24 protein-coding genes are annotated in these 24,074 nt (G+C 59.6%); 5 read left to right on the top strand and 19 right to left on the bottom strand.

What is annotated here, in order from left to right; translation table 11 throughout:
- The first annotated feature begins 86 nt into the window (after positions 1–86).
- Complete coding sequence (locus tag ASF70_RS14455; protein WP_244474067.1) at positions 87–1,028, top strand: zinc ABC transporter substrate-binding protein; 942 nt, start codon at positions 87–89, stop codon at positions 1,026–1,028.
- 93 nt (positions 1,029–1,121) lie between these two features.
- On the opposite strand, the gene ASF70_RS14450 is transcribed toward ASF70_RS14455, so the two are convergent.
- The 9 genes from ASF70_RS14450 to ASF70_RS14410 all read right to left on the bottom strand — a co-directional run bounded on the left by ASF70_RS14450 (position 1,122) and on the right by ASF70_RS14410 (position 10,804).
- The gene (locus ASF70_RS14450) at positions 1,122–1,463 is read right to left on the bottom strand and encodes an RcnB family protein (protein WP_062457117.1); all 342 of its coding nucleotides are present in this window, start codon (positions 1,461–1,463) and stop codon (positions 1,122–1,124) included.
- 142 nt (positions 1,464–1,605) lie between these two features.
- Entirely contained in the window at positions 1,606–3,216 is a 1,611-nt protein-coding gene (locus tag ASF70_RS14445) for a glycoside hydrolase family 43 protein (protein ID WP_062580627.1), read from the bottom strand.
- An 84-nt stretch (positions 3,217–3,300) separates the two neighbouring features.
- On the bottom strand, positions 3,301–4,347 hold the full coding sequence (gene mgrA, locus ASF70_RS14440; protein ID WP_062580625.1) for an L-glyceraldehyde 3-phosphate reductase: 1,047 nt from the start codon (positions 4,345–4,347) through the stop codon (positions 3,301–3,303).
- A 67-nt stretch (positions 4,348–4,414) separates the two neighbouring features.
- The gene (locus ASF70_RS14435; protein WP_062580624.1) at positions 4,415–5,551 is read right to left on the bottom strand and encodes a Gfo/Idh/MocA family oxidoreductase; all 1,137 of its coding nucleotides are present in this window, start codon (positions 5,549–5,551) and stop codon (positions 4,415–4,417) included.
- 26 nt (positions 5,552–5,577) lie between these two features.
- Entirely contained in the window at positions 5,578–6,339 is a 762-nt protein-coding gene (locus ASF70_RS14430; protein WP_062457126.1) for a sugar phosphate isomerase/epimerase, read from the bottom strand.
- 103 nt (positions 6,340–6,442) lie between these two features.
- Positions 6,443–7,615 carry an ABC transporter ATP-binding protein gene (locus ASF70_RS14425; RefSeq protein ID WP_082471919.1) on the bottom strand — a complete coding sequence of 391 codons (1,173 nt, stop codon included), beginning with the start codon at positions 7,613–7,615 and terminating at the stop codon, positions 6,443–6,445.
- Positions 7,616–7,619: 4 nt separating this feature from the next.
- On the bottom strand, positions 7,620–8,528 hold the full coding sequence (locus tag ASF70_RS14420) for a carbohydrate ABC transporter permease (protein WP_162237995.1): 909 nt from the start codon (positions 8,526–8,528) through the stop codon (positions 7,620–7,622).
- Between the two features lie 46 nt (positions 8,529–8,574).
- The gene (locus tag ASF70_RS14415) at positions 8,575–9,477 is read right to left on the bottom strand and encodes a sugar ABC transporter permease (protein WP_062457134.1); all 903 of its coding nucleotides are present in this window, start codon (positions 9,475–9,477) and stop codon (positions 8,575–8,577) included.
- Between the two features lie 97 nt (positions 9,478–9,574).
- Positions 9,575–10,804 (bottom strand): ABC transporter substrate-binding protein, encoded by a 1,230-nt coding sequence (locus ASF70_RS14410; RefSeq protein WP_062580621.1) that lies wholly within the window; start codon positions 10,802–10,804, stop codon positions 9,575–9,577.
- Between the two features lie 353 nt (positions 10,805–11,157).
- Between ASF70_RS14410 and ASF70_RS14405 the strand changes: the two genes are divergently transcribed.
- Positions 11,158–12,201 carry a LacI family transcriptional regulator gene (locus ASF70_RS14405; protein ID WP_062581404.1) on the top strand — a complete coding sequence of 348 codons (1,044 nt, stop codon included), beginning with the start codon at positions 11,158–11,160 and terminating at the stop codon, positions 12,199–12,201.
- Between the two features lie 54 nt (positions 12,202–12,255).
- On the opposite strand, the gene gndA is transcribed toward ASF70_RS14405, so the two are convergent.
- Positions 12,256–13,689 carry an NADP-dependent phosphogluconate dehydrogenase gene (gene gndA / locus ASF70_RS14400; protein ID WP_062580619.1) on the bottom strand — a complete coding sequence of 478 codons (1,434 nt, stop codon included), beginning with the start codon at positions 13,687–13,689 and terminating at the stop codon, positions 12,256–12,258.
- A gap of 163 nt (positions 13,690–13,852) precedes the next feature.
- Here gndA and ASF70_RS14395 point away from each other — a divergent pair, with 163 nt between their 5' ends.
- Positions 13,853–14,254 carry a hypothetical protein gene (locus tag ASF70_RS14395; protein WP_062580617.1) on the top strand — a complete coding sequence of 134 codons (402 nt, stop codon included), beginning with the start codon at positions 13,853–13,855 and terminating at the stop codon, positions 14,252–14,254.
- Between the two features lie 3 nt (positions 14,255–14,257).
- Here the strand turns inward: ASF70_RS14395 and ASF70_RS14390 are convergent, their stop codons facing one another.
- The 8 genes from ASF70_RS14390 to ASF70_RS14355 all read right to left on the bottom strand — a co-directional run bounded on the left by ASF70_RS14390 (position 14,258) and on the right by ASF70_RS14355 (position 21,678).
- Positions 14,258–14,971 (bottom strand): PAS domain-containing protein, encoded by a 714-nt coding sequence (locus ASF70_RS14390; RefSeq protein ID WP_162237989.1) that lies wholly within the window; start codon positions 14,969–14,971, stop codon positions 14,258–14,260.
- Positions 14,972–15,142: 171 nt separating this feature from the next.
- Positions 15,143–16,078, bottom strand: coding sequence for a lipid A biosynthesis lauroyl acyltransferase (locus ASF70_RS14385; RefSeq protein ID WP_062457157.1), 936 nt, complete (start codon positions 16,076–16,078; stop codon positions 15,143–15,145).
- A 6-nt stretch (positions 16,079–16,084) separates the two neighbouring features.
- The gene (locus ASF70_RS14380; protein WP_062457160.1) at positions 16,085–17,113 is read right to left on the bottom strand and encodes a zinc-binding dehydrogenase; all 1,029 of its coding nucleotides are present in this window, start codon (positions 17,111–17,113) and stop codon (positions 16,085–16,087) included.
- A gap of 62 nt (positions 17,114–17,175) precedes the next feature.
- Complete coding sequence (locus ASF70_RS14375; protein ID WP_062457163.1) at positions 17,176–18,462, bottom strand: beta-ketoacyl-ACP synthase; 1,287 nt, start codon at positions 18,460–18,462, stop codon at positions 17,176–17,178.
- A gap of 11 nt (positions 18,463–18,473) precedes the next feature.
- Positions 18,474–19,670, bottom strand: coding sequence for a beta-ketoacyl-ACP synthase (locus ASF70_RS14370; protein WP_062580616.1), 1,197 nt, complete (start codon positions 19,668–19,670; stop codon positions 18,474–18,476).
- Positions 19,671–19,772: 102 nt separating this feature from the next.
- Positions 19,773–20,246, bottom strand: a complete 474-nt coding sequence (locus ASF70_RS14365) for a 3-hydroxyacyl-ACP dehydratase FabZ family protein (protein WP_062457169.1) — start codon at positions 20,244–20,246, stop codon at positions 19,773–19,775.
- Positions 20,247–20,268: 22 nt separating this feature from the next.
- On the bottom strand, positions 20,269–20,553 hold the full coding sequence (locus tag ASF70_RS14360) for an acyl carrier protein (RefSeq protein ID WP_092662234.1): 285 nt from the start codon (positions 20,551–20,553) through the stop codon (positions 20,269–20,271).
- A 159-nt stretch (positions 20,554–20,712) separates the two neighbouring features.
- Positions 20,713–21,678: a nucleoside hydrolase gene (locus ASF70_RS14355; RefSeq protein WP_062580614.1), complete on the bottom strand. Its 966-nt coding sequence runs from the start codon at positions 21,676–21,678 to the stop codon at positions 20,713–20,715.
- 199 nt (positions 21,679–21,877) lie between these two features.
- Between ASF70_RS14355 and ASF70_RS14350 the strand changes: the two genes are divergently transcribed.
- Entirely contained in the window at positions 21,878–22,663 is a 786-nt protein-coding gene (locus tag ASF70_RS14350) for a TSUP family transporter (RefSeq protein ID WP_062580613.1), read from the top strand.
- A 31-nt stretch (positions 22,664–22,694) separates the two neighbouring features.
- On the opposite strand, the gene cobU is transcribed toward ASF70_RS14350, so the two are convergent.
- Positions 22,695–23,216: a bifunctional adenosylcobinamide kinase/adenosylcobinamide-phosphate guanylyltransferase gene (gene cobU / locus ASF70_RS14345; protein WP_062580611.1), complete on the bottom strand. Its 522-nt coding sequence runs from the start codon at positions 23,214–23,216 to the stop codon at positions 22,695–22,697.
- 262 nt (positions 23,217–23,478) lie between these two features.
- Between cobU and ASF70_RS14340 the strand changes: the two genes are divergently transcribed.
- Complete coding sequence (locus tag ASF70_RS14340) at positions 23,479–23,658, top strand: hypothetical protein (protein ID WP_062580610.1); 180 nt, start codon at positions 23,479–23,481, stop codon at positions 23,656–23,658.
- The last annotated feature ends 416 nt before the right edge of the window (positions 23,659–24,074 follow it).

Genomic DNA, 24,074 nt, shown 5'->3' with positions numbered 1-24,074 from the left:
CAATTGATGTAATAACATTACGTCAACTCACAAGGAGCTATCCGATGAAATTTGCCGCAACCCTCCTCCTCTCATGCTCGGCCCTGATGACCGCATCGAACGCATTTGCCGATGCGCCCAACGTCGTTGTCTCGATCAAACCGATCCATTCGCTGGTCGGCTCGGTCATGAAAGGCGTGGGCGAGCCGAAGCTGATCGTCGAGGGCGCGGCCTCCCCGCATACCTACAACATGCGCCCTTCCAACGCGTCGGCCCTGCAGAAAGCCGACCTGATCTTCTGGGTCGGCCATGGCATGGAAGCGTTTTTGGAAAAGCCGCTTGAGGCGCTCGGCGCCAAGGCTGCCGTGGTAAGCCTGGAAGACGCGCCGGGCCTGACCAAACTGAAGTTCCGCGAGGGCGGTGTGTTCGAGCCGGAAGCCGAAGAGGAAGGCCATGATCACGGTCATAGCCACGGCAGCGAGGATCACGCAGCCGGCGCGGAGGATAATGGCGACCATGATCATGACGGCAACGATGTGCATCTGTGGCTCGACCCGATGAATGCCAAGGCGATGGCGCAGGAGATCGAAAAGGCGCTGGTGCAGGCCGACCCGGAAAACGCGACGACATATCAGGCGAATGGCGCAGACCTGATGAAGAGGCTCGATGCACTCGATACGGAACTGAAGACCACGCTCGAGCCGGTCAAGGACAAGCCGTTTATCGTCTTCCACGATGCCTATCAGTATTTCGAGAACCGCTACGGCGTGAAGGTTGCGGGCTCGATCACGGTGAGCCCCGAATCCATTCCCGGCGCAGAGCGCGTGAAGGAAATCCACCAGAAGGTGGAGGAGCTTGGCGCCACCTGCGTGTTTGCGGAGCCTCAGTTCGAGCCGAAGCTGGTGAAAGTCGTGACGGAAGGAAGCAAGGCGCGTTCCGGCGTTCTTGATCCGGAAGCCGGCGCACTGACCGAGGGGCCTGATCTCTACTTCGAGTTGATGCGCGGCCTCGCAACGTCGTTGAAGACCTGCCTCTCGCAGGCTTCCTGATCTTCAAGACATTCGCGGTGCTGCGACCTGCAGTGCCGCGTGTTGAGAGAAACAGGTGGGGGACGTCGAACACTCGACGTCCCCCAACTCAATTTATCGGCCGGAAATGATGCTTGCGATCACGCCACTGGTGATGCCGACGAGCAGGAAGTCGTTATCCACCTTCACCCAACGCTGACCGCGCGGCGGGGCCGACAGGCGGTAGCGGCGATAATCGCGGACTTCCGCCATATGGCGGCGCTCAGCGGCCGACATGCGATGACCCCGCACCCAGCGCTTCTTGGTGACGACGACTTTCTTCTTTTCGATGACGACATGCTTGCCGGCCGGGCGGTGATGCTCCGGACCCTTGCGCCAATCCTGCGCCTGCGCTGTGGAGGCGATCGGCGCGACCAGAACGGTAGCGGCGAGCATGGCAATGATGAACTTCTTCATGGTTGTTTCCTCGTATTGAACACACGAGAGAATTAGAGCCCAACCGATGAACGCGATATGAATGCAAGATTAAACTTACGTAATGATCCTAGTGCCTTGGCGTCATATCTTATCGCAGGAAGTTAAGCGCTACGGGAGCTTCTCATACGATTGGCTCGTATACGAAGTCGTCGAAATCAGCGGCTTTCGCACGACCTGAGGTATCGAAGGCGAACACGCCCACGAATGCGCCGGTGAATGAGCCATGCTCGCCGCGTCCACCTTCGTCTGAGATGACAGAGGCGTCCAGCTTCGGTCCGATCGGCTCCCAGTCGTTCGCTCCACCTGCGCGCCAGAAGAACTGAAGGTCATTGTCATCGACTTCGATCGCCAGATGCACCGGTCCGTCTGGCACCGGCACGCCGCTTCCGGCTGGCCAGACGAGCTTCGCATGCGGGAAGTCGCCGGGGCATGACAGCACTGTGACAACGCGGCCGAGCTTCTCGTGCAGCGTGACGGCAACGGCATGCAGCTTGTGGCGATTGTAGTAATGGGTAAGGCCCGCCACCTGCTGATAGGTATCGGGCAGGAAATCGACGACCGTCTCGGCGCGGAAGCGATGGTGCTCCTGCCTGCGGGCGACCAGCGCCTGCTCGAACCAGGAACCAATGCTTTCCCGGCCGATCAGGCGCAGATGTCCGGGGCGCTCCGTCAGGCTGAAGATCCGCTCCGGCTCCGGTGTGCGCAGCCACTGGAACTCGCTCGGCAGTACTTCCGTGTCAAACCCGTGCGCGACACGGCCAACGTCCTGTGCCGCCTCGGCGCTGTTCAACACAGGGACGTCGACGGCGGGAACTACGCCGCGATGTTCGATATAGAGCCAGTCGTCCTTCCAGACGCATTTCTGCAATGCCGTCTCGCGGCCGAGCGGTGAGCGGCGATGCGGTTCGATCGGTCTGCTGCAGAGGTGGGTGTGATAGACCTCTCCTTCCGGCGTCTCCACATACTGCCCATGGCCGGACCGCTGCAGCTCCGCCTCCGGTGCATCCTTGGACGTGATGAGATGGTTATCGGGATGTAGCTCGTAAGGGCCGCCGATCGTTTTCGACCGGGCCATCGTCACAGCGTGATTATAGCCTGTGCCGCCCTCGGCAGTCGTCAGATAGTACCAGCCATTGCGCCTGAAGAGATGCGGGCCTTCGACAAGGCCGAGAGCGCTGCCCGGAAAGATATTGCTGATGGGACCCTTCAACGTCTTCGTCTCGGCGTCCCATTCCTGCATGAGGATGCCATCGAACGCGGGCGATTTCGGCGCGCCGCCAAAGCTCTCGGTCCGGTGGTTCCACTGCATGTTCAGGAACCACTTTCGCCCGTCGTCGTCGTGAAACAGCGACGGATCGAAGCCGGAGGAATTGACATAGATCGGGTCCGACCATTCACCTTCAATCGTCGGCGATGTGACGATGTAGTTGTGAGCGTCCTTGAAGCTGCCGTCGAACCGTTTCACGTCGGTATAGACCAACCAGAACAATCCGTCCGCATAGGAGAGGCACGGCGCCCAGACGCCGCAGCTGTCGGGATTGCCGCGCATGTCGAGCTGGCTTTTCCGCTCCAGAGGCCGCCGCACGAGCGTCCAGTTCACGAGGTCGCGGGAGTGGTGGATCTGAACGCCCGGATACCACTCGAATGTGGAGGTCGCGATATAATAGTCCTCGCCGACACGGCAGATCGATGGATCGGGATTGAAACCCGGCAGGATCGGATTGCGGATCATGGATTTCCTCCGGTGGTCGTAAAGTCTCAGGGCGCAGACTGCTCTCTCCTCAGTCTGCACCCGTGTCTCCCGCTGTGGGGCGGTTCACTTGCGGGCGGGACCCTCGCGTTCGGCCGAGGCTGCCCAGAGGTTGATATCGGCCTCCTTGGCGTAACCGTCGATCTCGGCCAGTTCAGCTGCCGTGAATTCCGGGTTCTCGAGCGCCTTGACGCAATCCTCGACCTGTTCCGGGCGGCTGGCGCCGATCAGCGCCGTGGTCACGCGACCGCCGCGTAGAACCCAGGCAAGCGCCATCTGCGCCAGCGTCTGGCCTCGCCTTTCGGCAATGGCGTTCAGACCTTTGAGGTTCTCGACATTCTTGTCGTTGAGGAAGGCCGGGCGCAGCGACTTGCCCTGGGCGGCACGGCTGTCTTCTGGAATGCCGCCCAGATATTTCGATGTGAGCATGCCCTGAGCCAGCGGCGAAAACACGATCGAGCCGACGCCGAGATCATCCAGCGTGTCGAGCAGACCGTCTTCCTCGACCCAGCGATTGATCATCGAATAGCTCGGCTGGTGGATGAGAACCGGCGTTCCGAGAGCCTTTAGGATCGCCGTAGCCTCCCGGGTGCGCTGCGAATTGTAGGACGAGAGGCCGACGTAGAGCGCCCTGCCCGAGCGAACTATGTGATCCAGCGCGCCGCAGGTTTCCTCCAGCGGCGTATCCGGATCGAAGCGGTGCGAATAGAAGATATCGACATAGTCGAGACCCATGCGCTTCAGGCTCTGGTCGCAGGATGCGATCAGGTACTTGCGGCTGCCCCATTCGCCATAGGGGCCGGGCCACATGTTGTAGCCGGCTTTCGACGAGATGATCAGTTCATCGCGCAGCCCGTGAAAATCATCGCGCAGGATCTGGCCGAAGGCCGTTTCGGCGCTGCCAGGCTTCGGCCCATAATTGTTGGCGAGATCGAAATGGGTGATGCCGAGATCGAAGGCTTTTCTGCAGATATCGACCTTGCGCTGGTGCGGGGTGTCGTCACCGAAATTGTGCCACAGGCCGAGCGAGATCGCCGGAAGCTTGAGGCCGGACCGGCCGCAGCGATTGTATTTCATGGTGTCGTAGCGGTTGTCCGCCGGGTGCCAAGCCATCTCTGAAAATCCTCCGAATGAAAAACGGCGCCGACCTCTTCTTCGGCGCCGTGCACGTCATAGAGTATCAGACAAGAAGCGCCAGCGCTTCATCGATGCCGAGCGCGGCCGGTTGGGTGCAGGTCGTTGTGGTCGCAACGAAATTGCCCTCTTCTCCGGATTTCAGGATCGAGGTCATGACGTCGACGCCATGCAGCGCCCGGTCGATCGAGCAGCGAATGTCGCGCCCTTCGATCAGGGCCATGGCCATGTCGGCCAGACCTGCGGTGCGATAGTTAGCACGCGGACCGTTCGTTGGATGCTCCTGGTTGTTTTTGCTGAAAGGATGATCCCAGTCCTTGAGCGGCTGGATATCCTTGTCGCGGCCGCTGGCTTCCACCACGCCACCGAAGAAGTTCGGGTCGGGGACGTAGATCGAGCCTTCCGTGCCGTAGAGTTCCATATTCGCATGGCGATGCGACCAGACATCCCAGCTGGCCGAGAGCGTGATCGTTGCGCCTGCCGCGAACTCGAGCAGCGCGTGGATGTTGGTCGGGGTCTCGACCGGGATGCTCTGGCCCTTCAGCGGTTCGCTGGTGATCGTCCGCGTCGGATTGGCCATCGACGTCAATGCCGCGACCCGTTTGACGGGGCCGAGGAAGTTGACGAGATTGGCGATATAGTACGGCCCGAGGTCGAGGATCGGCCCGCCGCCATTGAGGAAGAAAAAGCCGGGGTTCGGGTGCCACATTTCCATGCCCGGGCTCATGACATGGCATGTGCCCGACGTGATGCGACCGACGCCGCCATCATCGATGTATTTGCGGGCGAGCTGGTGCGCGCCGCCTAAAAACGTGTCCGGCGCGCAACCGATCGCCAGGCCCTTTTCCCGTCCGAGGGCCTGCAGCTGCTTTCCCTCTTCCAGCGTGATGGTCAGCGGTTTTTCGGAATAGACGTGCTTGCCGGCACCGAGAATGGCTTTCGAGACCTCGAAATGCGCGGACGGGATCGTCAGGTTGACGATCACGTCCAGCTCGTCATTGGCGAGCAGCTCCGGAATGGTCTGCGCCTTCACGCCGTATTCTGTTGCCCGCTGCCGCGCCGCCTCCGGATTGAGGTCGGCGCAGGCCAGAACCTTGATCCCCTTAAACAGCGGAGACAGCGCGAAATAGGTCATGGAAATGTTGCCGCATCCGATGATGCCGACGCCAAGTTCCTTGGTCATGGGAAACTCCGATCCAATATCTGAATTCAGTAGGTCTTGAAGGCGGCCATCGAACGGGACGCGAGCCGCTCGATATCCTTCGGGTTGTCGTGCTCCAGCACGAAGTGCTTGGCGGGTGTCTTCTTCAGTGCCGCGATCAGTTCCTTCCACGGAACGGTGCCATGGCCGACATCGGCCCATCCGTCTTCATCCGTGTTCTCGCCCGCTGGCGCGATGTCTTTGACGTGAACCGCCGAGATCTTCTTGCCGTAGCTTTCGATCCAGGTGAACGGATCGGCACCGCCACGGACGACCCAGGCGATATCCGCTTCCCAGCTCAGGTCAGGGCCGCCGGCAAAGATCTGTTCCTGTGGCGTGGAGCCATCAGGCAGTTGCTTGAACTCGAAATCGTGGTTGTGCCAGCCGAATGTATATCCGGCGTCCTGATAGCGTTTTCCGGCTTCCTGCAGGCGCTGACCGAAGGCAAACCACCCTTCCGCATCCGTGGGTCTCTGATCGGCTGCGAGATGCGGGCAATAGATGGCACTGATGCCGAGCGTCTTTGCGATCAGCAGTGCCTGGTCGGGCTCCTGTTCGAGGAGATCGAGACCGAAATGGCCTGTCGGCATCGTGAGTTCGTTGGCATCGAGCTCTGCACGAAACTTCTGAAGACCGGCCTCGTCGAGCGTTCCGTAGAGACCGCCATAGCCCTCGACCTCACGGTAGCCGTGACTGGCCACGAGTTTCAGAACATCGGATAGCGGCGGGAAATTGCGGGCGCTGTAAAGCTGGAAACCGAGCGTCGTCATGTCATTCTCCTTGAAATGAAACTTTGGTCCGCGGAAAGCGAGAATACCGCTCCCACGGCTGGTCACCCTCTTGGGGAGAGGTGAACTATTGAAAAGCTGCGGATCAGATCCGCTCCTCGGTCGCCGCATCGAACAGCGACGCCATGGTCATGTCGAAGCCCAGCCGGACCTTCGATCCGACAGCGTAACGACGGGCCCCGCCGACGCGAACGGACAGAGTGTGAGCGGCGAGTTTCAGCCAGATGAGATTGTCTGCACCCATCGGCTCCTCGATGTCGACGATCGCCTCATGGATTTCCTCTCCGGCGATATCGGCATCGACCTTGATATGTTCTGGACGGACGCCGAGGACGACCTTGCGCCCGGGCGTTAACGGTTCAGATGCGCTGTAACCGTCGAGCAGGAAGCTGACGCCGTTCGTCTTGAACACGGGACGGCCGCCCTCTTCCGCCAGCTCGCCATCCAGGAAATTCATCGAGGGTGAACCGATGAAGCCCGCGACGAACTTGTTCTTCGGTCGATTGTAGATTGTGACCGGGTCGGCAAGCTGCTGGATGACACCGCTCTTCATGATGGCGATGCGGTCGGCCAGCGTCAGCGCCTCGATCTGGTCGTGGGTCACGTAGATCATCGTGTTTTTGAGCTGCTGATGCAGCCGCTTGATCTCGACGCGCAGCTCGGATCTGAGCTTGGCGTCAAGGTTGGAAAGCGGCTCGTCGAACAGGAACACGTCGACATCGCGCACCAGGGCACGGCCGATTGCGACACGCTGCCGCTGTCCGCCCGAGAGAGCTGCAGGCTTTCGTTGCAGTAGCGGTTCGATCTGCAGGATCGCCGAGGCACGTGCCACGCGCTTGGCGATATCTTCCTTCGGCAGTCCGGCAACCCGCAGGCCGAAGGACAGGTTCTTTTCCACCGTCATCTGCGGGTAAAGCGCATAGGACTGGAACACCATGCCGATGCCGCGATCCTTGGGTTCCTCCCAGGTGACGTTGCGGCCCTTGATGAAGATCTGGCCATCGGTCGGCTCCAGCAAGCCGGCGATGCAGTTGAGGAGCGTCGATTTCCCGCAGCCGGAGGAACCGAGCAGAACAAGGAATTCACCATCGTGAATGTCGAGGTTCAGGTCTTCGAGAACCGTGACCGCCCCGAAGGACAGCGACAGGTCGCGGATCGAGACGCTGTGCTCGCCGGATACGGTGGAGGGTTCGGGCAACGAGGTTGCACCTGGGGGAAATGCGTTGGTGTGTGGTGTCTGGACGGAAAGATCGGTCATGGGGTCATCCCTTCACTGCGCCAGCGGCGATGCCGCGGACGAAAAGGCGGCCGGATACGAAATAGACGATGAGAGGAACGGCACCGGTCAGGAGCGTTGCCGCCATATTGACGTTGTATTCCTTCACCCCCTGCACGGAGTTGACGATGTTGTTGAGCTGAACCGTCATCGGGTAGCTGTCGGGCCGCGTAAAGACGACGCCGAACAGGAAGTCGTTCCAGATGCCGGTGACCTGCAGGATCATCGCCACCACGAAGATCGGGAGTGCCATGGGCAACATGATGCGCCCGTAGATCTGCCAGAAACCGGCCCCATCGATGCGCGCCGCCTTAAAAAGTTCTTCCGGCAGCGAGGTGAAATAGTTGCGGAACAGAAGCGTCAGGATCGGCATGCCGAAGATGGTATGGACGATGATGAGCCCGGTCAGGGTTCCGTAGATCCCGATCTCACGCAGGATGATGACGATCGGATAGATCATGACCTGGTAGGGGATGAAGGCTCCGATGATCAGGATGGAGAAGAACAGCTCCGACCCTTTGAAGCGCCAGTTGGCGAGCGAGTAGCCGCTGACCGAGGCGATGAAGATCGAGACCACCACAGATGGCAAAAGGATGCGGACGGAGTTCCAGAAGCCGCGTGACAAGCCGTCGCAATTGAGGCCGGTGCAGGCTTCTGCCCATGCCTTTACCCAGGGCTCGAACGTGATCTCCATGGGCGGCGAGAAGACGTTGCCCATCCGTATCTCGGGCATGCCCTTTAGCGATGTCACGACCATCACGTAAAGCGGCAGAAGGTAGTAAAGCGCCGCAAGGCCGAGCGTGCCGTAGAGCATGATATTGCGGCGTGAAAGCCGGCGCTTTGGTTTGCGACCGCTCGGACCGTCCAGTGCACGCGACGGGGTTGCGGCCAGCACGGTAGCATCTGTGACGACGGTCGATGTGGTGTCGAAAGTGGAAACGTTAGCCACGCTTGCGCCCTCCGAATTCGAGATAAGCCCATGGGACAATGATGATGGCGACGGTCAGCAGCATCATGGTCGATGCGGCAAAGCCCTGGCCAAGGTTCTGCGCCTGAAACATGTAGTCGTAGACGTATTTCGCGGGCACTTCGGACGCGTTGCCGGGTCCGCCTGAGGTCTGCGCCACGACGAGATCGTAGAGCTTGACGATGCCGCTCGCGATGATGACCAGCGTGGTGATGAAGACCGGACGCATCATAGGGATGACGATGAAGAGGTAGGTCCGCCACATCGGAATGCCGTCGACGCGCGACGCTTTCCAGATATCCTCGTCGATGCCGCGAAGACCTGCGAGCATGAGGCACATGACGAGCCCCGTGCCCTGCCACAGCCCGGCAATCAGGATGCCGTAGATGACGATGTCGGGGTCATAGACCGGATTGAATTCGAAGGTCTCCCAACCGAGCGACCGGACGATGTGCTGGATGCCGAATTCGGGGTTCAAGATCCATTGCCAGACGAGACCCGTGACGATGAAGGACAGCGCGAACGGATAGAGAAAGATCGTCCGGAAAACGTTTTCGAAGCGGATCTTCTGGTCCATCAGCGCGGCGAGCACAAAGCCGACAACGAGGCTGAAGATCAGCGACAGGATGCCGTAGATCGCGAGATTCTGGATGGAGATCAGCCAACGTGCCGAGCCCCACAAGCGCTCGTACTGATCAAACCCGACGAATGTTGCGCGCGGCAGAAGTCTCGAATTGGTAAAGGAGTAGATGACGGTCCAGACGGAACCGCCGAGGAAAATTACCAGCGCGACGAAGATCATCGGGATGGAGGCAATTTTCGAGTTCAGGTTGCGAAAAAGCTGATTTGGTCTGGCAGATTGATGGGTTTTCGCCATGTGTTGTCCTCGATCGGCTGCAGCGTGAAGGCCGCAGGTTTCCGGGCCGGCCCCGCGCTGATGCGGGGCCGGTCAAGGTCAGCGATTGAAAGCGGTGTCAGTCCGCAGAGCTGATGATATCGACGAAGCGCGCCTGAGCATCCTTCACGGAGATGGAGCTGCTGAAGAACTCCGACATCAGATCTTCCTTCTGTTTCTGCGTATCGGCAGAGACAAGCTGGTCGGTGCTGGTGGCGGTGTTACCCTTGGCGATGATCGCGATACCCTTCTTCATGCAGTCGTTGGCGGCTGCCATGTCGATATCGCCACGGATCGGAACCGATCCCTTTTTCAGGTTGAACGCGACCTGTAGCTTGGGATCGACGATCGTTTCGGCGAGAACGTTCTGCGCCTCCGATTTTGCCTCGTCCTTCAGTAATGGGAAATAGATCGCATCGCCGTTGGTGGTGAGCACGTCGTTGATGCCGAGCCCTGGCAGGCAGGTGTAGTCGGTGCCGGCAGTCTTTCCTGCCAACGAGAACTCGCCCTGTGCCCAGTCACCCATGACCTGGCCACCGGCCTTGCCGGTCAGCACCATGTTGGTTGCCTGGTTCCAGTCCTGTACGTTCGAACCCTTGGCGAGTTCGCGTGCCTTGTCGGCTGCTGCAAAGATCTTGGCCATTTCAGGCCCTGCAGCAACCTTTGCGTCCTTGTCCTTGTAGACCTTCTCGTAGAGGTCTTTGCCGCCCAGCGAGATCAGCAAGGTATCGAACAGGCCATTGGCCTGCCACGGCTGACCACCCAGTGCCAAAGGCTGGATACCGGCCTTCTTGAGCGCGGGCGCTGCAGCGACGAACTCGTTCCAGTCCTTCGGAACGGCAACGCCTGCCGTCTTGAAGGCTGCGTTCGAGAGCCACAGCCATTGCCACGAGTGGATGTTGATCGGGGCACAATAGATCTTGCCTTCGAACGTGCAGCTGTCGAGCAGGTTGGCAGGCTTGATAACCTCTTTCCACTTACCCTTCTCAGCCACATCGCTCAGGTCCCGCATGAGACCTGACTGGACCAGTTCTTCCGCCTGTCGGCCGTGGTTGAACTGCGTGGCGCCCATCGGGTCACCACCGGTGATCCGGCTGATCATGATCGGCCGCGCGGTTCCTCCCGAACCTGCGATGGCACCATCAACCCATTTGTTGCCGGTAGCATTGAAGGCGGTTGCCAGTTCCTTGACAGCTGCAGCCTCTCCCCCCGACGTCCACCAATGGGTGACCTCAAGATCGGCTGCCTGAACAAAGCACGGCAATGCCACGGTGGCAGCCATAACGGCTGCAAAAGCACGGATGCGCATGAGTCTCCTCCCTCACTGAAACGTTGCAGTAAAAGGCTAGGACAAACATCGATGGAGGGCAACCGAAAATCGCGTGAAAGATTTGGAGCAGGTTCGCAGCAATGTCCGACAGCAGCCCGCGTGCTTCGTGTTGATGCACTTATCTCGTTACATAACAATGCTTTATAGAATTATCGAATTGATCCTTCTTCGCAGACGCAAAAGAATTGTGCGTCTGCGTTGTAACGGGTGTATCGACGGCAAGTCGTTGGTTTTCAGCGAAAATAGGACTGTATCGTTGCAGTTTTTTACCGTATGAACGGTGCTTGTGGAGAAGGTCGCAGTCGCCGGTGATCTCCGAGAAAGCTGCAGCCATGGATGAAGACAAACGTAGATCCTTCGGGACGATCGGCAATCAACGCCCGACCCTTAAGACAATTGCCTACATGACGGGGCTGGGTATCACGACGGTGTCGCGGGCCCTCAAGGATGCACCCGACATCGGGGCCGACACGAAGGAACGCGTTCGACTTGTGGCCGGCCAGCTCGGCTATCACCCGAACCGGGCGGGCGTCCGGTTGCGCACAGGCAAGACCAATGTGATCGCGCTCGTGCTCAGCATCGAACAGGAACTGATGGGCTTTTCCAGCCAGATGGTTCAGGGCATTTCCGAGGTTCTCGGGGGCACGCAATATCACCTCGTGTTGACGCCCCACTCGTTCGAGAAAGACCCGATGGTGCCGGTGCGCTATATCCTCGATACGGGATCGGCAGATGGCGTGATCATCTCGAGGATCGAGCCGGACGATCCGCGTGTGCGGCTGATGACGGAGCGCAACCTGCCTTTCGTCACCCACGGCCGAACCAGTATGGGGATCGAGCACCCCTACCACGACTTCGACAACACGGCGTTTGCCTATCAGGCGGTCGAGCGGCTCGCCAAGCGAGGCAGGCGGCATATCTGTCTGCTCGCCCCACAGAGCAGGTTTGCCTACTATACCCATAGCCGCATCGGCTTCGAACGGGCGCTAGCCGACTTTGGCCTGAGCGAGGTGCCGATGGGACGGATCACGACGGAGACGTCGCTGGAGGATATCAGAGCCTATTCGGAGAAGCTGTCGCGGCTTCCGCAACCGCCTGATGGAATCATTTCGATGAGCGGCTCTGCAACGATCGCGATCGCCTCAGGCCTTGAAGCTTCCGGTCGAAAACTCGGCCGCAATGTCGATATCGTGTCAAAGCAGTCGGCCGAATTTCTCAACTGGATCAGGCCGGAAATCCTTGCCGTAAACGAGGACATCCGTTGGGCGGGACGGGAACTTGCAAAGGCCTTGCTGGCCCGGATCGATGGGGCGGCCCCAGAGCTTTTGCAAAGCGTCAGCCAACCGGAATGGTCGATCAAGTCACCACAGGACTGATCGAATGCAAAAAGCCCGGCGCTTGGCCGGGCTTTCGGTGTTTGCAAGAAAGTCTCAGGCGAAGTCGGCTAGACCGCTGCCCCACGGGCCATGGTGCTTGTCGACGCCGTCGAGGCGATCGAAACCGTGGGCACCAAAGAAGTCGCGCTGCGCCTGGATGAGGTTCGCTGTCCCGCGACCACGGCGGTAGGCATCGAAGTAGGACAGCGCGGACGAGAGTGCCGGAACCGGCAGGCCGGACATGACGGCATAGGAGACAACGCGGCGAAGTGCGCCGTCGGTGTCTGCGACCATCTGGGCGAAGGCCGGCGTCACGATCAGGTTTGCAACATCCGGGTCCTTCGAGAAGGCCGAGGTGATCTCATCGAGGAAGGCCGAACGGATGATGCAGCCATCGCGCCAGATCTTGGCGATCGTCGGCATCGGCAGGTTCCAGCCATACTCCTTGGAGGCGGCAGCCATGACGGCAAAGCCCTGCGCATAGGCGCCGATCTTGGCCGCAAGCAGCGCGTTTTCGAGATCGGCGAGGAACGCCGCGCTGTCTGCCGGCGAATCGATCGCTTTCGGCAATCCGAACTGCTTTTCTGCGGCGAGGCGCTCGGTGCGCTGAGACGACAGAACACGCCCGGCGACGGCGGCCTCGATTGCGGTTGCCGCGACACCCATGTTCTGGGCTTCGATGACCGACCACTTGCCGGTGCCCTTCTGGCCGGCGGAATCAACGATCACGTCGACCATCGGCTTGCCGGAGATCGGGTCCTTTGCCTTCAGGACCTTTTCCGAAATCTCGATCAGGTACGAATTCAGGCGGCCGGTATTCCACTTGCCGAAGACGTCGCCGATTTCGGTGGCGCCCATGCCGAGACCATCGCGCAGGATGCCGTAGATTTCGGCAATCATCTGCATGTCAGCGTATTCGATGCCGTTATGGATCGTTTTCACGAAATGGCCGGCGCCGTTTTCACCGAGCCAGGCGACGCAGGGTTCATCGTGGAATTTCGCGGAGATCGAGGTCAGCACCTTCTCGACGCGCTTCCAGCTTTCCTCAGCACCGCCGACCATGATCGACGGTCCATGGCGTGCGCCTTCTTCCCCACCGGATACGCCCATGCCGATAAAGGTCAGGCCGGAACCTTCGAGGTTTTCGAAACGGCGCATCGTATCGCGGAAGTTGGCGTTGCCGGCATCGATCATGATGTCGCCCTGCGAAAGATAGGGCTTCAGGAGCTCCATCTGCTGATCGACCGGATCGCCGGCCTTGATCATGATGATGATCGGGCGTGGGGGCCGGATTGCAGCGATGAATTCTTCCAAGGTCTCGCAAGGAACGATCTGGCCTTGCAACGCGCCCGCCTCGGCGTAGAATTTCTTGGTAACCTCCGCTGTCCGGTTGAAGACGGCGATCTTGTTGCCTTTTTCCGCGATGTTGAGCGCGAGGTTTGCACCCATAACGCCAAGACCGATAAGACCGATTTCTGCCTGTTCCACGGATATGCCTCCAGTTTTAATTTGACGCTGTTTTGGCATCCTCGTTTCCAAACGGCAAGGCTAAGACGAAAGCGAGCCCGTTTATTCGCGGATGCGCCGGCTCGTGCGACCAAGAGAATTTCCGAGTGGCATGCCACTCGGCGTAGAACCCAAGGAGGCCTTCATGACGGTCATGCCCGCACGCGTAATCCACCTCTCGATCGAGCGGAACTGGAGGGATGTCTACGCATTTGCAAGGCGTCCGGAAAACATGGCAAGCTGGGCTTCCGGCCTTGCCGCAGACCTGCGCGCCGAAGGTGAAGACTGGATCGGCGATGGCGGTCCGGTTGGAACAATCCGTGTTCGCTTCGCTCCCGACAACGACTTCGGCGTGATCGATCACAGGGTCACGTTGGAAAACGGGATGTCGATGGACAACGCGCTGCGTATCATACCGAACGGTGATGGAGCTGAAGTTCTGTTCACTCTTTTGCGCCAACCCGGTACCGACGATGCGGCGCACGAAGCGGATGCCGCGCATGTCCTCAAGGATCTGCAGTCGTTGAGGGCAATCATGGAACGCTGAGCGTCAGGCCGCAGGCCTCTTCCGCCGATCGGCGGTCTCTTGAATGACCAGGAGAACACCGATCATCGTTGAAGACCGCTGGAACGGCGACATGCGGCAGCGAAGCACAAGCGTCTCGCCTCCGACTTGATCTGCATAGGTGACCGACGTGCTTTCGCCTTCGAAGCAGCGGTCCAGGTTCGGCTTGAACTCGTTTCGAAATCGATGGAGACCGACAAATTCCCCGATGTGCCGGCCGACGAGTTCCTCACGCGGAATGTTCAGCCGCTGCGCGTTCGTCTCGTTGGAATAGAGAATGCGGTAACCGGGAGCGACGACAAGAATGCGGTCCGAAAGCTGGTTCAGGAGGGAATCGTCGAGAATGCCGCTGGAGACGGCTTGGTCAATCGGCGACGATTGGTCCTGCCCCTCACCGGGAGCTCCCGGCGCTTCCGCACAGGTGGTCTGCGGTGCAAGATACCGCTCGACCAGGGTCTGCAGGAGGTGAGCGTTGCGCCGAACGCAGCTGCGATCGTCCGCTTCCTCGTTCAGGAGGTCGAGCGCAAAACGAAACTGGGCTTGAATGCTGCCGGCATCGGATTCGGCGCTGCCAAAGATCGCCAGGAGCAAAGGATCAAGTTCGCGGTCGAGACTGGCTGTCAAAGCCTCGTCTTCGCGGTCGATCGCCTGCTGTAGCTCTCCATATTTCGACCAGAAAAGATCGATCAATGCTTGCAAGACAATGCCCTCTCCACACGAGCCTCACGTCAGCCGTGGCCCTCTGAGACGACTGCGTCCAATCTCGTATAATACATCACACATTAAATGTAGTCTCAAAAACGGCCCCTAAAAATGGCCGGTAAATACCCGTAGACGCTTGCAACCCACGAGAATTGTGGCCTCAGGAAATCAATCTGTGACCGTTTTCTTGATGTGCCAGCGGTCGTGATACCACAGCCACTGTTCAGGGTATTCCCGCACCCAGGATTCGACCTTGTCGTTCAGGACCTGAGACGTGCCCTGAATGTCGAGATTGCCGCGTTCGTCGCGCGGAAGTTCGATGCGAGGCTCTATCTCAAGGCGAAAACGGTTGTTCGGGAGACGGATGCAGCGGGCCGGATAGACATCCGCATCAAACTGACGCACGAGCTTGGCAAGAAGCGGGTTCGTCTTAACAGGGCGTCCGAAGAAATTGGTCGACAAGCCTTTTCTGAACTTCTGGTCGACGAGGACACCCACCCCCCCGCCCGCGTCCAGGCGCCTTGCCAGCGAGAACGATGACCCCGCATGCGACGGCACGAGCTGCCCCATGCGGGCACTGCGGAACGAGAAGACCTTATCGGCGATGTAAGGGTTGTTCGGCGGACGGAACAACACCATGACCTCGAGACCAAAGGCCTTGCCGGCGACAGGCAGGAGCTCGAAATTGCCGGTGTGGGCGGTAAAGACGATAAACGGACGTGGGTTGTCGCGCAGGTCCAGGAAGATCGGGGTGCCCGAGACTTCCACCCTGCCCGGCTCTGCCTGTTCGGGGTCGAAATCGAACAGCCGGTCGAGGAAGACATATTCGGCGGCGAGCCTGCCCATGTGTCCCCAACTCGCGACAGCGATCTCCTGCAGCTCCGCCTCACCCTTTTCCGGAAAGGCGTTGCGCAGATTGGTCATCATCAGTTTATGACGCCAGAATTTCGGCCCGATGTAGCGTGCGAAGCGATCGGCAAAACGGATCGCCGGATCCGCCGGAAAGATCTTCAGGAAATTCAGCAGCCCGAACGTGAGCTGCGCCACCAGCCATTGGCGGAAGTGGATAAGCTTCAGAACAATCCGGGTAATGACCATCTTCATCCGTGGTCAGTCCATCCTCAGGACGATCTTGCCGAAGATCTGGCGGCTTTCCATGCGGGCAAGTGCCTTGTGGATTTCATCGAACGTGACTTCTGTGTCGATCACCGGATGAACAATGCCCTGGGCCATCTTCTGCATGGCATCGGCCATGTTCTCCATGCGGCAGCCAAACGAGCCGATGAGCTTCAACTGCTGCTGGAACAGCATCATCAGATTGAGGTCGGTGGAAACACCCGAGGTGGAGCCGCAAGTGACGAGGCGTCCGCCGCGCTTCATGCACAGCATGGAACCCGCCCAGGTATCCTTGCCGACATGTTCGAAGACGACATCAACGCCCTTCTTCTTGGTCAGCTTGCGCACGACGCCTTCAAACCGATCGACGCGGTAGTTGATGACATGATCGGCGCCGAGGGCCTTGGCCTTCTCGATCTTGTCGTCCGAACCCACAGTGGTAATAACCGTGCAGCCCATTTTCTTTGCCAGCTGGATGGCGGCAGATCCGATGCCCGAGCCACCGGCATGAATGAGGATCGTCTCGCCGGGCTGGAGCTTGGCGTTGTCGAACAGCATATGCTCGACCGTGCCGAATGTGACAGGCGCGAGTGCTGCTGCAACGGCATCGACGCCCGGAGGTGCCGGAACGAGAAGACGGGCCGGAAGATTGGCCTTTTCCTGCGCGAAGCCATCGAGATGGAAGCCATGAACACCCGAGACATTTTCGCAAAGGTTGTCGCGCTTTTCGCGGCACGCCTTGCAGAGACCACAGGTACGGGCGCCGTAAATCGACACAAGCTGGCCGGGCAGAACATTCGAAACACCGGGACCGATGGCTTCCACGACGCCGGAGGCCTCGGCGCCGATCGTCAGCGGCATCTTGCGCTTGGCGAATGCCATACCGCGCCAGCCCCAGACGTCGATGTGATTGAGTGCTACGGCCTTGACACGCAACGTGACTTCGCCAGGACCCGGCGCCTCCGGCTCGGGAATGTCGACGGCTTCGAGCTTGCGGTCATCAATCAGTTGCAGCGCGCGCATAACAGGTCATCCTCCGCCCGTTTGGGCGTTCAAAAGTCTATAAAATCTCTTGGGGGCTCGCCTTACGCCGGTTCAAGCGTCATGACAAGGCTGGCGTTCTGGCCGCCGAAGCCGAAGGAATTGGACAGAACCGCCCTCGGCGCACCGTCCCGCTTCACATTCGGCACCACATCCAGCTCGATCGTCGGATCGGGATTGGTGTAGTTGATGGTCGGCGGCAGAGTGCCGGTCAGCATCGTCTGGATCGAGAATACGGCTTCGACAGCGCCGGCTGCCGTCAGCGTGTGACCGATCATCGACTTGTTCGACGACACCGGAATACCCTTCAAACCTTCGCCAAATACGGCCAGCATGGAGCTATATTCCATCTTGTCGTTTTCCGGGGTCGATGTGCCATGGGCGTTGATATAGCCGATGCCGCTTTCGTCCATGCCCGCATCTTCAAGCGCCGCCCGGATCGTGGCGATCGCCGGGCCGCCGTCCGGGGACGAGCGGGTGCGGTGGAAGTGATCGGCCTTTTCGCCGAGACCCTTGACGATGCCGAGCACCTTGGCGCCGCGGGCAATGGCCGACTGCAGCGATTCCAGCACCAGCGTTGCCGCACCTTCCGCGATGACAAAGCCGTCACGATCCTTGCTGAACGGCTTGGACGCCTTTTCCGGCGGATCATTTTGCGTCGAAAGCGCAGACAGAAGCGAGAAGCGCACGAGTGCCTCGACGCTGACAGAACCGTCGGTCGCAGCGACCAGAGCCTTGTCGGTACGACCCTGACGGATCGCTTCGACGCCGAGCTGGATCGCGGTTGCACCAGAGGCGCAGGCGGTGGAAAGCGTTACGGGCAGGCCACGGGTACCAAACTTGTCGGCCAGGCGCTCCGAAATCGAACCGAACTGGACGGCTTCGAGAAAGACAGGATCAGGACGCTCGCGCATGGCCGTCAGAAAGCGATCGTAGGCATCGCCCTGCTGCGTCGATGGCGGTGCACGGTCTGCAAGCGCGAAACGGTCGGACCATTCCGGCTCGACTGGCGGAGCGGCCAGAAACAGCGGTCCGTCGAAATCACCGGACAAGCCGGCTTGGGCCAACGCTTCCGCCGTTGTCTCGCGGGCGAAGGCAAACGAGCGCTCGACCGAGTTTTCGGCTGGAACCTTGATGAAGTCCACCGTGCCGCTGATGCGGGTCGAAAGGCCTTCGGTCGGAAAACGGGTGATCTTGTGGATGCCCGACGTGCCAGAGGTCAGCGCTGACCAGTTGTCATCAAGACCCTGTCCGAGCGAGGTGATGACGCCCATGCCGGTGACCGCGACGATGGGCCGGCCGAGATGATCCGTGAAGCGGTTGTCACTCATGACTGTCTCCTTCACGCTTCAGCAGAGAGGACAGCAATCCCCTCGCCGCGCGTATATCCAACTGTAGTGACAATCGCCTGCTTTGCCGGGGACGCCATCGGCGTCTCGTTTGCGGCGTCGAAGGCCGGGACCTTGGCAGTCGATTCGAGCGTCAGCGCTGCAAGGGCGATGCCGAGCGGGAACTGCGCTTCCATCGCGTGGCCCGTAACGCCGCCAAAGCCGCGGATCGCGGAACCCGGGAAAGCCTGCTCGAGCGCTGTCTTTTCGCGCTTCGCGAGATCGACCATGCCGCTCGCGCCGGAGAACACGACAGTTTCCGCCCCTGGCGTGCCGTGGGCGGTGAGCCGCGACATGCGCTTCTCGAGCCCGCCATCGTCGCGGTTGCCGCGATCGCCTTCGACGGCATCGATCGTTGCATAGATCCGTGCACCACGCGCCTGCGCGTAGCCGCGGGATTCGAGAACGAGAAAGGCGCCGACCGAACCGGTGATCATTCCGCCGCCATTGTCCGGCGAGCGAGACCACAGCGGCTGCCAGCCGCCTGTCGCGTGAGCACGGATGCCCTCGACCAGCAGAAGAATATCAGCCCGTTCCGCCACGAAGGCGCCACCGACGAGACTGTGGCTCGACTGGCCCGCCTTGAGGCGGTGGAAGGCGGTTTCGATGGCCGAGATACCGGCCGATTCTTCGCCCATGAAGGTGCGGGACGAGCCGGTGACCTTGTGGACGATCGAGATATTGCCGGCCATCAGGTTCGAAAGCTGGGCGAGAAACAGGGTGGGACGCAGCTCTGTCGTCAGCTTCTCATTGAGCACCATGTCGCGGTCGTTGCGCTTCAGGGCTTCGTCGACAATCAGCGAGTCGACCTTGATGTCGCGCTCACCGCCGCCGGCTGCAACGATCATGTCCATCGAGGCGCAGGCATCCGCATCCGTCTTCAAACCTGCGTCGTCGAGAGCGAGGCCTGCGGCGAAAACGCCGAGGCGCTGCCAGTTCTCCATCTGGCGCTGATCGCCGCGCTTGGCGATCTGTGCGGACCAGTCGATCTCAGGCATGGGATGGACAGGATAGGGTTTGAAACGCTCCGTTTCGACCTTGGGCTCGTCAATGGACGATCCCGTCAGAAACGCGACATGCGGCTCGATGCCGACGCCGAGCGAGGTCACGATGCCGACCCCGGTAATCACCACATCATTGTCAGACTTCATAACTGTCCTCTTTGCGCGGCCATTGACCAGCGACGACATCAGGCACGACGGGACACTTTAGAACCGGTCCGTCCGGGCCGCATTATTCCCGAAGGCTTTGCGTCAGGTGCCGGCTTGCATCGCCGCAATGAGGCCGATCTCTTCAGCGCGCTTGCGCACGATCGGCGCCAGCGGAACTTCGCTGAAAGGCATGGTCCGCAGCTTGAGCTGCGCATCGCACACCTTCTTGCCGCCCGACGTAATCTTTGCCTTTGTCACCATGTAGCCGGAACCCTCATGCTCCAGAAACGCCTCGATGTCGAGCACGGCGTTCGGCTCGACAAACGCACGCATCTTTGCACTGTCCACCGACATCAGAAATGGCATCGCGGCGAAATCGGTCGCCGCAAGTACCAGCATTCCGGATGCCTGCGCCATGGTTTCGATCAAAAGCACGCCCGGCACGAGCGGCATTCCCGGAAAGTGCCCTTCGAAAACAGGGCTCTTTTCAGGAACGACCGACCGTGCAGTCAGCGTCTTTCCCGCGAGATCAAGCGTTTCCACCCGATCAATCATCTGGAAATATTCAAGCAGCATGAACTTGCGTCGGCTTTGAGCTTTAGCCCTTTGCCGCCTTCAGTTCGTCGATCTTGGCGCAGAGGTTCTTCAGAACGAAGTATTCCTCCGTCGAGACCTTGCCCTCGTTCACTTCCTGGGTCCACTGCTCGAGCGGGATCTTGATCCCGAATTCCTTGTCGATCGCGAAAACGATGTCGAGGAAGTCCAGGCTGTCGATGCCAAGATCGTCGATCGTGTGGCTCTCCGGCGTGATCGTCTCGCGGTCGATCTCGCTGGTTTCAGCGATGATGTCGGCAACTTTGTCGAATGTAGCAGTCACGCCCATGTCCTTTTAAAAAGTCTGTATTCGGTGTTCCACATAAGGAAACCAATCGAAAATGCCAATGGGTTCCAACAAGACGGCGCCAATTTGCCGCTACATTGTTGCCTAAACATCGATTGCCGATCGGTCAGAATGCCAAACCGCCCTCAAAGTTGAAGAGGGCTAGGCCGGCCGACCTGCCGTCAGCGCGACACGGATAACGTCCAGGACCTTTTCGGGTTGGACACCGACCGCGACCTTCTGGCTTGGCTGATCATCCCAAGGACTATCGACGAACCGTCGGCCTGTGTCAGGCGCCTGGATCGTCTCGCCATCGGCAATGCCGCCGCAGACCACGCGGACAGGGCCGCTGCGGAGCTTGAACAGATCGGGCGCCACCAGATAGACGCAGGCACAGCTGTCGTGGATTGCCATTCCATCGAGACCCGCGCCCTGGCGGTAGAAATCGATATAGAACTGCGAAAGGTCGGACAGGAGCGTCAGCGCCTTGTCGCCACCCTTGGCCATCTCGGCCATGTCATCCGACGACATCATCGTCTTCATGGTGACGTCGAGGCCGAAGGCGACGACGTTCCAGGGTGCGGTGAAGACGAGATCGGCAGCATCTGGATCGCCGTGGATATTTGCTTCGGCCGCCGGCGTCACGTTGCCGTTGACGTCAAAGGCGCCGCCCATGATCACCACCTGCTTGGTGAGGCCTGCGATCTCAGGATCGGCCTGAAGAGCCAGAGCCAGATTGGTCATGCGACCGACAGCGACAATCGTGATTTCGCCGGGATTGGCCCTGATCGTATCGATGATGAACTGCGAGGCCTCACGCGGATCGAGCGGCCAATCGATTTCCAAGGGCACGCCGATATTGCCGAGGCCATCCTCGCCGTGCACGATCGTCGGCGAGTGCTGCTCGACCCGCGACGGATCAAGCGTCTTGCCCGCCCCTTTGGCGATGGGCGCGTCGATGCCCCACTCCTTGTGCAGGAACTGCGCATTGCGCGTGGTCAGTTCGATCGAGGCATTTCCGAACACCGTCGTCACGCCGAGAAGATCGATATCCGGATGGCGATGCAGAAACAGCAGCGCCATGGCGTCGTCTACGCCGGGGTCAGTATCGAATATGACTTTTTGCATGCGAATACCTTGAAATGCTCGCCGCCAGCCAGCGGCCGTTCATCGCGCAACATAGCGCCGCAACGGTTTACTGCAATGCAGCCGCAATCTGCAACCGCTGCCAGCGCCCCTCCTATTGCCGGATCACCGATTCGGTGCCACAAGCCGGCGCGCATCCCTTCGCCATTTCCCCTCCTCTCCTTCACGCAGAGCGCCAGCCTTGAGCGACATTGCATTTCAGCTGCTTTTTCTTCTTTTCCTCGCAGCCATCTTCGCGGGGTTCGTTGATTCGATTGCGGGTGGCGGCGGGCTGATCACCATCCCCGTCTTGCTCATTGCCGGCATTCCGCCGCTGGAATCGATCGCGACGAACAAGCTGCAATCCCAGTTCGGCTCGGCATCGGCAACAATCGCCTATGCGCGCAAGGGCCATGTGAAGCTGAAAGAGCAGCTGCCGATGGCAGCCATGGCGGCGCACGGCGGCGCCATCGGTGCGCTGCTTGCCTCCATCGTTCCAGCCGAATTCCTGACGACCGCGATCCCCTTTCTGCTCGTGGCAATCGCAATCTTCTTTGCGATCAAACCCAATCTCGGCGATCTGGAAAGTCACCGACGGGTGACGCCGTTCGTTTTCGGGCTGACCGCCGTGCCGATCGTCGGGCTCTACGATGGCGTCTTCGGGCCAGGCGCCGGATCATTCTACATGCTGGGCTTCGTTCTGCTCGCCGGCTTCGGACTGCTCAAGGCGACCGCCCACACGAAGCTCATCAATCTCGGCTCCAACTTCGGGTCGTTTCTGGTGTTTGCAGCGTCGGGATCGGTGCTCTGGAAGATCGGCCTGATGATGGGCGTTGGCCAATTCATCGGTGCGCAGATTGGGTCGCGACTGGCGATGCGGAACGGTGCGAAGATCATCAAGCCGCTGCTGGTGATCTCATGCATTGCGCTTGCGACCAAACTGATCGCCAATCCGGCTCATCCGGTTCGTATCTGGCTGGGGTTCTAGATTATCTCCCGACCGAAACCAGTATAGCCCGTCACCCCTTCATCTTCAGCGGTAAGCCGGCGGCCACGAGAAATACATCGTCTGCCACGGCTGCGATTGCCTGATGCAGGCGGCCGGCATGATCGCGGAAGTCTCGCGCCATGCGATTGTCCGGCACGATACCGAGACCGACTTCATTCGACACGAGGATGACGGTCGAAGCAGTATCCCTCAGATAAGACAGAAGTCCTTCAGAGGCTAAGGCAATGTCTGCCTCCGCCATCATCAGGTTCGTCACCCACAGCGTGAGGCAGTCGACGAGGATGACGACATCATCAGAGTCTATGCTGCGAAGGTTGGCTGCGAGGTTCAACGGTGTTTCGTGGGTGATCCAGCCCGTGCCACGGTCGGCTTGATGGCGCAGAATGCGTTCTTCCATCTCGGCGTCAAAGGCGCGGCCTGTGGCAACATAGTGCCTGTTGAGACCGGTTTCGCCGCTAAGTTTTTCAGCGAAGGATGACTTGCCGGATCTGGCGCCGCCAAGGACAAGGACGACGCGCCCGGAGCGGGTCATGGCAGAAGGCCGATCGCAGAGAAAGGGACCGGACGATTCGTAGATGAGGAAGGCGTCCGGCCCTGCTGGTGTTTGCTCTGGATTTGCATTGCAGCGCCATGTTGACTCGTTGAAGGTCGCCCGTCAATCCCAAGCGGGTTAGACATTTCGGGGCGCGATCTCACAACTTTCTCAATGGGCATTCTGTTTGCGACATGCGCTGCCGACTTGTTGCGTTGAAACGCGCTGGTTTGCAGCGTATCTGAGCGCACATGAAAACGACATGGCTTCGGTCTACGAAGCCTCTGAGGAAACACCGATGCTTTACATCTTCAAGAACAATGACAGCGTTCAGATTGCCTGGAATTCGAGCCTTCCGCGTCGTGACCGTCAGACCCGCGCCATGGAACTCGACACGCGCTTTTCGCTGCTCGGTTTCATCCGTACGTTCAGCGCTGGCTGATGTGAAATGAGAACCCAAAAGTCGATATGAACGCAACCATAGCGCGATCTTTCATTTCGAGATCGCTTGCGTCACTGCAAAATGGTTATGGCGGCCGGTATGCACTACCTGATCCGGCGCCAAGTCGTTCGAGGACGACCATGGCGGCAACATCTACGCGTACATTCTTACCGTATGGTTATTAGCGCGTTACCAATGCCTGCAGTTTCAAATTTTTCCCCACACTGCGTGAATTTTTCTTTGCGACAGCGAGGGCGCTAATCAGCCACTAAACGTCAAATATCGGACGTGACAAAGTGCCGACTGCATGAACGGGCTGCTGCTGGTTGCAGAGTTTGCTTAGTTATTGCCGGCGATGGCGCTTTTGTCGTCACAAAAGACGCGAACACGATATCTTACAAGGGCTTGGTGATATG

It is taken from the genome of Rhizobium sp. Leaf321 (assembly GCF_001423215.1).
In the GTDB taxonomy this organism is placed as follows: Bacteria; Pseudomonadota; Alphaproteobacteria; order Rhizobiales; family Rhizobiaceae; genus Neorhizobium; species Neorhizobium soli.
Note: the sequence above shows the minus strand (reverse complement) of the source record. Positions and strands in the feature narration are given on the sequence as shown.